The sequence below is a fragment of the Longimicrobium sp. genome, assembly GCF_036388275.1.
In the GTDB taxonomy this organism is placed as follows: Bacteria; Gemmatimonadota; Gemmatimonadetes; order Longimicrobiales; family Longimicrobiaceae; genus Longimicrobium.
Genome location: NZ_DASVSF010000044.1, coordinates 1 through 2,098, shown reverse-complemented (window position 1 = coordinate 2,098; position 2,098 = coordinate 1). Strand labels below are relative to the sequence as shown.

Below are 2,098 nucleotides of genomic sequence, written 5' to 3'. Positions count from 1 at the left end.
GCTGCTCTCGCGCGAGCTCGGCTTGCCGGTGTTCAAGCTTGCGCAGTGGCGGCAGAAGGCCGAAGCCGCGCTGGAGGGGGCGCTGAAAGAGCGCGAGGCCGACCCGGCCGAGGGCCAACTCGCCGCGGCCATGCAGCGGATTGGCGAGCTGAGCATGGAGAACGAGCTGCTGCGCGCCAAGATGGAGCGGCCCAGCCCTTTGGCCCGCAGGAGGTTGCGATAATGGCGGACGCGACCTCCCCAAGCACCGGCCGCCGCTACGGGGTCGCCCGGGTCTGCCACGTTTGGGAGGTTTCCAGGTCCTCGTTCTACGCTGCGCATCAGGCCAGCGCGGAGGAGGCCGGGCCGAGGTCAAGCCCAGCACGCCGCGGCCCCAAGCCGGCCATCTCCGATGAGGATCTGCTCGCGGCCATCCGCGCCGACCTCACCCGCTCGCCCTGGACCGGCGAGGGTCACCGCAAGGTGTGGGCCAGACTGCGGACGCTGGACGGCGTCCGGGTCTCGCGCAAGCGGGTGCTGCGGCTGATGCGCCAGCACGCCCTGCTCTCGCCGCACCGGGCCCGCACGCGGCCGGAGACGTCGCACGAGAGGCACATCATCACCGAAGCGCCGAACATCATGTGGGCCACCGACGCCACCCAGATCACCACCGTCGCGGACGGCAAGGTCTGGCTGTTCGGCGTGGCCGAGCACTGGAATGCCGAGTTGCTCGGCTGGCACGTGGCCAAGCACGGCACCCGCACCGAGGCGATCCAGGCCCTCGGCATGGCGGTGCGCCAGCAGTTCGGCCATCTCGGTGCCGGCGTCGCCCGTGGCCTGGCGCTACGCCACGACCACGGCAGTAACTTCATGGCCGACGTCTTCCAGAAGCAGATCAGGTTCTGGGGCATGGCGCCGAGCTATGCCTTCGTCAGGGAGCCCGAGACGAACGGCGTGATCGAGAGGCTCTTTCGCACCCTGAAAGAGCAAGCCGTCCATGGTCGCATCTTCCAGACCATCGAGGACGTGCGTGACGCCGTCCGGGCCTTCGTCGCCCGCTACAACGCCGAGTGGCTGATCGAGAAGAATGGGTATCGCAGCCCAGCCCGGATGCGCGCCGCCTGGCAGGAGGAGACTTTCAGGCGCGCCGCATAACGCAACCTATTGTCCAGACAGCCGGGTGCGGGGTGGATTCAAGCGGTCGTCGCAACACCAGGGCTGAGGAGGTTGCGATGAGCGGGCGACGACGGTCGGATCGGGCACTACGCCCAGTGTTGAAGCGGTCGCCTGGCCGACCGGGAGTGGTTCAGCGTGAGAACCGGCGACGGTTCTGGGCGGCTATTGCGACGGGTGTGTCGAGTGAGGAAGCGGCGAGCGGCGCCGGCGTGTCGCATCCGGTAGGCTACCGGTGGTTCCGGGAAGCAGGCGGCATGCCACCGAAGATACTTGCACCATCGTCGAAGCCAAAATCGGAGCGGCATCTGTCGTTTGCGGAGCGCGAAGAGATCGCGTTACTGCGGGTGCAGGGCTGCGGGGTACGGGAGACAGCCCGGCGGCTGGGTCGGGACGCGTCAACGATCTCGCGTGAGCTGAGGCGCAACGCGGCCACGCGCGGTGGCAACCTGGAATATCGGGCCACCACGGCGCAGTGGCATGCCGAGCGGGCGGCCCGCCGTCCTAAGCCGGTGAAGCTGGCGGTGAACGCGCGATTGCGGAAATATGTCCGGGAGCGGCTGGCCGGGGAGGTTGCTGGCCCTGGCGGGTCCGCGGCTCGCGGGCCTGTCGTGCCCTGGAGAAGCCGGCGCCATGGTCGGCGCCAGCACCGTCGCTGGGGCAAGGCGTGGAGCCCTGAGCAGATTGCTCGACGGCTGCGGCTCGACTTTCCTGGTGACGAGACGATGCGCATCAGCCATGAGACGATCTATCAGGCGCTGTACGTGCAAGGGCGCGGCGCGCTGCGGCGCGAGCTGACCGCCTGCCTGCGGACCGGGCGGGCGCTCCGGGTTCCGCGGGCGCGCAGCCGTGGTCGGCGCAAGTCGCATGTCACGCCCGAGATCATGATCAGCGAGCGCCCGGCTGAGGTGGCCGACCGGGCGGTACCGGGCCACTGGGAGGGAGA

The 2,098-nt window shown here is 69.3% G+C and carries 2 protein-coding genes and 1 pseudogene; all 3 read left to right on the top strand.

The features are described from left to right. Positions 1 to 223, top strand: a pseudogene (locus VF632_RS09575) (IS3 family transposase); the annotation flags it as partial. Next, complete coding sequence (locus VF632_RS09570; protein WP_331022654.1) at positions 223 to 1,134, top strand: IS3 family transposase; 912 nt, start codon at positions 223 to 225, stop codon at positions 1,132 to 1,134. The pseudogene VF632_RS09575 and the gene VF632_RS09570, both read left to right, overlap by 1 nt. Positions 1,135 to 1,211: 77 nt before the next feature. After that, positions 1,212 to 2,098, top strand: an 887-nt coding sequence (locus tag VF632_RS09565; protein WP_331022653.1) for a helix-turn-helix domain-containing protein, incomplete at its 3' end; no start/stop codon positions are given.